Origin of the sequence: Stenotrophomonas maltophilia group sp. Smal17 (assembly GCF_030237045.1) — a bacterium.
GTDB lineage: Bacteria > Pseudomonadota > Gammaproteobacteria > Xanthomonadales > Xanthomonadaceae > Stenotrophomonas > Stenotrophomonas forensis.
On the sequence record NZ_JASJSU010000010.1, the window covers coordinates 71,099 to 77,541 of the forward strand.

The window sequence follows — 6,443 nt, forward strand, 5'->3', positions numbered from 1 at the left end:
GGTGCGCAGATTCTAGCCAATGCGGCCGCTGCCCCGGCCCGGCTGGACACTGGCGCGACAAAGGCTTACCCTAGACTCCATTGCACGTGGCTGGATGCAGCAGCCCGTCGGTTTTTGCGGCCAACGCAGCCCCCGACGACCGTCCCGCTGCTTCAAAACCGGACCACCTGGCCGGGCCACGTAGACGACCTCCCCGTAGTTCTGTCGCTGCCGTTCCCTGCGGCGCGTCCTGCTGTTTGATATGTGTGGAATCGCGCCGATCCCGGCGTGTCTGGTGCCCTGGGGCTCCGTGGCGCAGGCCCGGCGATCCCGGTGCCGCGACTGGTCCGTTGCAATCCTGATGTCCATTAGATGACTTCCGAACTCGCGCTCGACGCGAACCCGCCAACCCGGCCGCCCGCCCCCCAGCAGCAGGAAATGCCGCTGGCCGTGGTGCATGGGCAACCGGTCCTGCAGATTCCGCAGGACCTGTACATTCCGCCGGACGCGCTGGAAGTCATCCTGGATGCCTTCGAAGGCCCGCTGGACCTGCTGCTGTACCTGATCCGCCGGCAGAACCTGGACGTGCTGGACATCCCCGTGGCCGAGATCACCCGGCAGTACGTGGAATACATCACCGTGATGCGCGAGCTGCGCTTCGAGCTTGCTGCCGAGTACCTGGTGATGGCCGCGATCCTGGCCGAGGTGAAGTCGCGCATGCTGCTGCCGCGCCCGGTCAGCGAGGAAGGCGACGAAGCCGACCCGCGCGCCGAACTGGTGCGCCGCCTGCAGGAGTACGAACGTTTCAAGCAGGCCGCCGAGGACATCGACGCCCTGCCCCGCCAGGACCGCGACACCAGCCTGGCACACGCCTTCATGCCCGAACGCGCTACGGTGAAGCTGCCGCCGCCGGTGGACCTGAAGGAAATGCTGCTGGCGCTGCACGACGTGCTCAAGCGCGCCGAGCTGTTCAGCGGCCACGCCATCAAGCGCGAGGCGCTGAGCGTGCGGCAACGCATGGGCGAAGTGCTCGGCCGGCTTGAAGATGGCAAGTTCTATCGTTTTGAAGGGCTGTTCACTGCTGAAGAAGGCAAGCTGGGCGTGCTGGTCACGTTCCTGGCGGTGCTGGAACTGGCCAAGGAACAGCTGCTGGACATCGTCCAGGAAGAACCGCTGGCGCCGATCTACGTGAAGTCGCTGGCGGCCGGCAACACCAATGCCCCGCTGCAGTTCAGCAGCGAGTTCGACGACAACGACGCCGCCAATGCGGACGAGTGAGCGCTGACTGCCGATGGATCAATCGCTGATCGACCGCATTGTCGAGGGTGCCCTGCTGGCCTCCAGCCAGCCGCTCACCCTGGCCCAGCTGAAGGACCTGTTCCCGGAAGAGGAACCGGCACCGCCGGGCAGCATCGAACGTGCGCTGGAACGCCTGCGGGAAGCCTGCGCAGGCCGCGGCGTGGAACTGGTCGAGGTCGCCTCCGGCTTCCGCTACCAGGTCACCGGCGAAGTGCATGGCTGGATCAGCCGGCTGTGGACCGAACGCAAGACCCGCTACACCCGTGCCACCCTGGAAACCCTGGCGCTGATCGCCTACCGGCAGCCGATCACCCGCGGCGAGATCGAACAGGTGCGTGGCGTGGCGGTCAGCAGCAACATCATCCAGGCGCTGGAAGAGCGCGAGTGGATCCGCGTGGTCGGCCACCGCGACGTACCCGGCAAGCCGGCCCTGTTCGGTACCACCAAGGGCTTCCTGGACTACTTCGGCCTGAAGCGCCTGGACGAACTGCCGCCGTTGTCGGAACTGAAGGACCTGGGCGAGCTGGACCCCCAGCTGGCCCTGGACCGCGACGTACCGGCCGCCGCCGGTGCTGACGGTCCGGACATCTCGGCCGGCGCCGATGGCGCTGCCGCAAACGATGATGCCGGCAGTGCCGGCAGCGACACCCCCGATTCCGCCGATGCAGCCCCTGCCTCGGCCTCCGATGAGCAAGCACCTTCGCCCTTCGATGATGGGCATCCCGATTCCGCGCCGGGCGAGCGCGCGGTGCCAGTGAACGAACGCGAAGACAACGCCGTCGCGATGACGACCGTGGCTGTTGACCAAGCCGATTCCGAACCAGAGGCCGACCTCGAAACCGTCGGCCGGAGCAAAACTGATGAGTGACACCCCTCGCAAGCTGTCGTTGAACAAGCTCTCGCTCAAGCGCGAAGCCACCTCCGAACAGTTCAAGTTGGAAGAACGCCTGCACAAGGTGCTGGCCCAGGCCGGCCTTGGCTCGCGCCGCGCGCTGGAACAGCGCATTGCCGAAGGCCTGATCAAGGTCAACGGTGAAGTCGCGCAGACCGGCATGTCGGTCAAGAGCGGCGACAAGATCGAGATGGACGGCCGCGGCTTCGTCGCCACCGCCCTGGCCGAGCCGTCGCGCGTGCTGGTCTACAACAAGCCGGAAGGCGAAGTGACCACCCGCGAAGACCCCGAAGGCCGCCCGACCGTATTCGAATCGCTGCCGCCGCTGAAGGGCGCGCGCTGGATCGCGATCGGCCGCCTCGACATCAACACCACCGGCCTGCTGCTGGCCACCACCGACGGTGAGCTGGCCAACGCCATGATGCACCCGTCGTTCGAGGTCGAGCGCGAGTACGTGGTGCGCGTGCGCGCCCCGGAAGGCGAGGAAAAGGTCTCCGACGCCATCGTCGACCGCCTCTCCCGCGGCGTTGCACTGGAAGACGGCCCGGCCAAGTTCGACGAGATCGAGCGCATCGGCGGCACGGATTCGCACGACTGGTTCCGCGTCGTGGTGAAGGAAGGCCGCAACCGCGAAGTGCGCCGCCTGTGGGAATCGCAGGGCTGCCAGGTCAGCCGCCTGAAGCGTACCCGCTATGGCAAGGTCAGCCTGCCGCGCGAACTGGCCCGCGGTCATTCAGTGGAACTGGGTACCGCCCAGGTGGAAGCCCTGCGCGCGCAGCTGAAGCTGGAAGAAGGCGCGCCGTCGGCACTGACGCTGCAGCCGGTGATCGGCCAGCGCCGCGCCGCCAAGACCACCGTGCGCGTGCGCGAGGGTGGCCGTGGCAATGCCTACGTCAACGGCCACAACACCGCTGATGAAGGCCGCGAGCTGCGTCGCTTCGACAACGTGCGCGAAGATCGCGGCCGTGGTCGCGGTGGCAAGGGCGGCGGTTTCAAGGGCGGCCTGACTGTCAGCGGTGAAGCCGCGGCCAAGCAGTCGCAGAAGCCGTTCAAGCAGCGCGCGCAGAAGAACGACCGTTCGCTGCCGGAAGGCAATCCGGCGGCGTTCCGCACCTGGTACGTGCCGGATGGCGTAAGCACCGGCCCGAGCGGCCATCGCAACGCCGGTCCGGGCGCACGTGGCCCGGGTGCCCGTGGTCCGGGTGCAGGCGGCCAGGGCCGTCCGTACGGCAAGCCGAAGGGTCCGGGCGCAGGCGCCGGTGGCGGCCAGGGCCGTGGCGGTTTCGGTGGTGAAGGCCGTGGTGGCGCCGGTGGCGGCCAGGGTCGTCCGGCCGGCGCGGGCAACCGCTCGCAGGGCCAGGGCAACAAGCACCCGTACGGCCATCCGGGCAATGCCCCCAGCTTCCCGTCCGACCACGCGACCCCGGGCTTCAACCCGTATGGCAGCCCGAAGCCGGCACACGGCGCCCGTCCGGGCGGCCGTGGTCCGGGCGGCGGCAACAACCGTGGCCCGGGTGGCAATCGTGGTCCCGGTGGTCCGGGTGGCAACCGTGGCCCGGGTGGCCCCGGCGGCAACCGCGGTCCGGGCGGCCCGCGCCGCAGCGGCCCGCGCGGCGGCTGATCGCCGATACGCTTGAAATGAGAAACCCCGGCTCCGGCCGGGGTTTTTCGTTGCGCAAGAAAAAGGGGACGGAGGGAATTAAGTCGTTTTTGCCACAGTGCGCGCCGAACGGCAAAAACGACTTAATTCCCTCCGTCCCCTTTTCGCGGGTTCAGCGGCGCCGGATCACGAACGAGGAGCCGTCCACACCCAGGTCCCAGCCACGGCCGCTACCGGCCAGCGCCAGCGACACGTCGCCCTTGGTCATCGCCACGGCACCACCGGAGCGGATCGCGCCGGCGTGCGCCCCCAGCGCCACGTACTTGCCGAGCAGGTCGTCCAGCGAATAGGCGCCGGTGAAGCGGCCCTTGCCGTCGACGATCTTCGACTTGCCAACGGTCAGGCCACCGCCGGTGACCTTGATGCGCACCGGAATGCGCGCGCCGTTGGTGCACTGGATGGTGCCGGTACCCGAGGCGGTCTTGTAGAACAGCGACCAGCCGGACAAGTTGTAGCGCAGGTCGCAGTCGATGTTGCCGGCCGCCTGCGCCGCAGGAGCGGTCAGCGCGGTGGCGAGCAGGCCCAGGGCCAGCAGCAGGGAGAATTTCATGGTGTCATCCGGTGGGAAGGCAGCACTCAGGCGCGCTCGTCCAGGTGGAAGGCATCGGCATCGAGCATCGCAGGGAAGCGTGCGCGGTGCGCGGCCAGCGCCTCGGCAGAGATCGTGCTGGTCACCACCTGCTCGCGCTCGCGGATCTCCACCTGCGGCTGGCCAAGGAAATCAATCACGGCACTGTCGCCAGCGTAATGCAGCTGGTTGCCGTCCACGCCGATGCGGTTGACCGCCGCCACGAAGCACAGGTTCTCGATGGCCCGCGCACGCAGCAGCGTCTTCCACGCGTAGGCACGCGCCGACGGCCAGTTGGCGACGAAGATCTGCAGGTCGAAGTCCAGCTGCCCGGGGCGCTCGACGTTGTAGCGGTTGCGGCAGAACACCGGGAAGCGCAGGTCGTAGCAGACCTGCGGATTGATCCGCCAGCCCTTCCACTCCACGCTCAGGCGCTCGCGGCCGGCGGCATAGCGCTCGTGTTCGCCGCCATAGCGGAACAGGTGACGCTTGTCGTAGTACTGCAGTGCACCGTCCGGCGTGGCGAACAGCAGGCGGTTGTAGACGCCCTCGCCCTCACGCAGCTGCACGCTGCCGATCACTGCCGCGTTCAACGCCTTGGCCTGCTCACGCACCCAGGCCACGGTCGGGCCGTCCATGCCTTCGGCCTGGGCGATGGCTTCGTTGGAGAAGCCACTGGTGAAGGTCTCCGGCAGGATCACCAGGTCGGTGGTGCCGGCCAGCGGCGCCAGCAACGCACCGTAATAGGCACGGTTGGCGGCCGGGTCGTGCCAGCGGGTGTCGCCCTGGACGAGGGAAATGCGCAGGTCCTGCATGTTCAGCTCTCCACTCACAGCAGGCGCAGGCGTTCGATCGCCGCGTCCATCGTCGCTTCGTTCTTGGCGAAGCACAGCCGCACCAGGCGCTGACCGGCCGGCGGGTTCTCGTAGAACGGCGACAGCGGAATGGCGGTGACGCCCTTCTCGATGGTCAGCCACTTCACGAACTCATGGTCCGGCAGGTTGCTGATGGCCGAGTAGTCGACCAGCTGGAAATAGCCGCCCGGCACCGGCAGCGCCTTCAGGCGGGTGCCGGCCAGCTGCTCGCGGAAGCGATCGCGCTTGGCCTGGTAGAACGCGCCCAGCTCCAGGTGATGCTCGGGCTCGTCACGGATCATCGCGGCGAAACCGTACTGTGCCGGGCCGAAGCTGGTGAAGGTGTTGTACTGGTGCACCTTGCGGAACTCGGCGGTCAGCGCCGGCGGCGCGATCGCATAACCGATCTTCCAGCCGGTGCAGTGGTAGGTCTTGCCGAAGCTGGAGATCACGAACGCACGCTCGCGCAGCTCCGGGTAGCGCAGCGCCGATTCGTGGCGGCGGCCGTCATAGATGATGTGCTCGTACACCTCATCGGAGATCAGGTAGATCTGCGTGCCGCGCAGCAGCTCGGCCAGCGCCTGCATGTCCTGCGCCGACAGCATCGCGCCGGACGGGTTGTGCGGGGTGTTGACGATCAGCATGCGGGTGCGCGGGGTGATCGCCGCACGCACGCGATCCCAGTCGACGGCGAAGGTCTGCGGGTCCAGCGACACATGCACGGCCTTGGCGCCGGCCAGGTCGATCGCCGGCTCGTAGCAGTCGTAGGCCGGGTCGAGCACGATCACTTCCTCGCCGGCACGCACCACGGCGTGGATGGCGTTGAAGATGGCCTCGGTGCCGCCGCTGGTGACGGTGATCTCGCTGTCGGCATCCACCTGTGCGCCGTAGCAGTCCAGCGCCTTCTGCGCGATGGCCTGGCGCAGCGGCGCCACGCCGGTCATCGGCGGGTACTGGTTCAGCCCGGCGGCCATCGCCCTGGCGGTTTCATCGATCAGGCGCTGCGGCGCGGAAAAGTCCGGGAAGCCCTGGCCGAGGTTGACCGCGCCATGTTCGGCAGCGAGCTGGGACATCACGGTGAAGATCGTGGTACCGACCTTGGGCAGCTTGGTGTTCGGTTGCATCGGCCTGGGGAATGGGAGGAGAGAGATTCCGGAGTTTACGCAATCCGCGCTCCGGTAGTGGGGGGGG

Annotated in this window: 6 protein-coding genes; 3 read left to right on the forward strand and 3 right to left on the reverse strand. The window is 67.8% G+C overall.

Going from position 1 to position 6,443, the window contains the following annotated elements:
* Window positions 1-351: 351 nt before the first annotated feature.
* Genes QRO93_RS04915 through QRO93_RS04925 form a run of 3 tightly spaced genes read left to right on the forward strand, consistent with a single transcriptional unit; the run spans window position 352 to window position 3,791 of the window.
* Window positions 352-1,257: a ScpA family protein gene (locus QRO93_RS04915; protein WP_006456456.1), complete on the forward strand. Its 906-nt coding sequence runs from the start codon at window positions 352-354 to the stop codon at window positions 1,255-1,257.
* 13 nt (window positions 1,258-1,270) lie between these two features.
* A complete protein-coding gene (gene scpB / locus QRO93_RS04920; protein WP_180879742.1) occupies window positions 1,271-2,146 on the forward strand; it encodes an SMC-Scp complex subunit ScpB in 876 nt (291 codons plus the stop codon).
* Window positions 2,139-3,791 carry a pseudouridine synthase gene (locus QRO93_RS04925; protein ID WP_053450288.1) on the forward strand — a complete coding sequence of 551 codons (1,653 nt, stop codon included), beginning with the start codon at window positions 2,139-2,141 and terminating at the stop codon, window positions 3,789-3,791. The genes scpB and QRO93_RS04925 overlap by 8 nt, the downstream gene beginning before the upstream one ends.
* Window positions 3,792-3,942: 151 nt before the next feature.
* Here the strand turns inward: QRO93_RS04925 and QRO93_RS04930 are convergent, their stop codons facing one another.
* From QRO93_RS04930 to QRO93_RS04940, 3 genes are read right to left on the reverse strand one after another with little or no spacing between them, the layout of a single operon-like run.
* The gene (locus QRO93_RS04930) at window positions 3,943-4,380 is read right to left on the reverse strand and encodes a hypothetical protein (protein WP_053450289.1); all 438 of its coding nucleotides are present in this window, start codon (window positions 4,378-4,380) and stop codon (window positions 3,943-3,945) included.
* 26 nt (window positions 4,381-4,406) lie between these two features.
* The gene (locus QRO93_RS04935) at window positions 4,407-5,213 is read right to left on the reverse strand and encodes an amidohydrolase (RefSeq protein WP_180879744.1); all 807 of its coding nucleotides are present in this window, start codon (window positions 5,211-5,213) and stop codon (window positions 4,407-4,409) included.
* A gap of 14 nt (window positions 5,214-5,227) precedes the next feature.
* Window positions 5,228-6,376 carry a pyridoxal phosphate-dependent aminotransferase gene (locus QRO93_RS04940; RefSeq protein WP_180879746.1) on the reverse strand — a complete coding sequence of 383 codons (1,149 nt, stop codon included), beginning with the start codon at window positions 6,374-6,376 and terminating at the stop codon, window positions 5,228-5,230.
* Window positions 6,377-6,443: the final 67 nt, after the last annotated feature.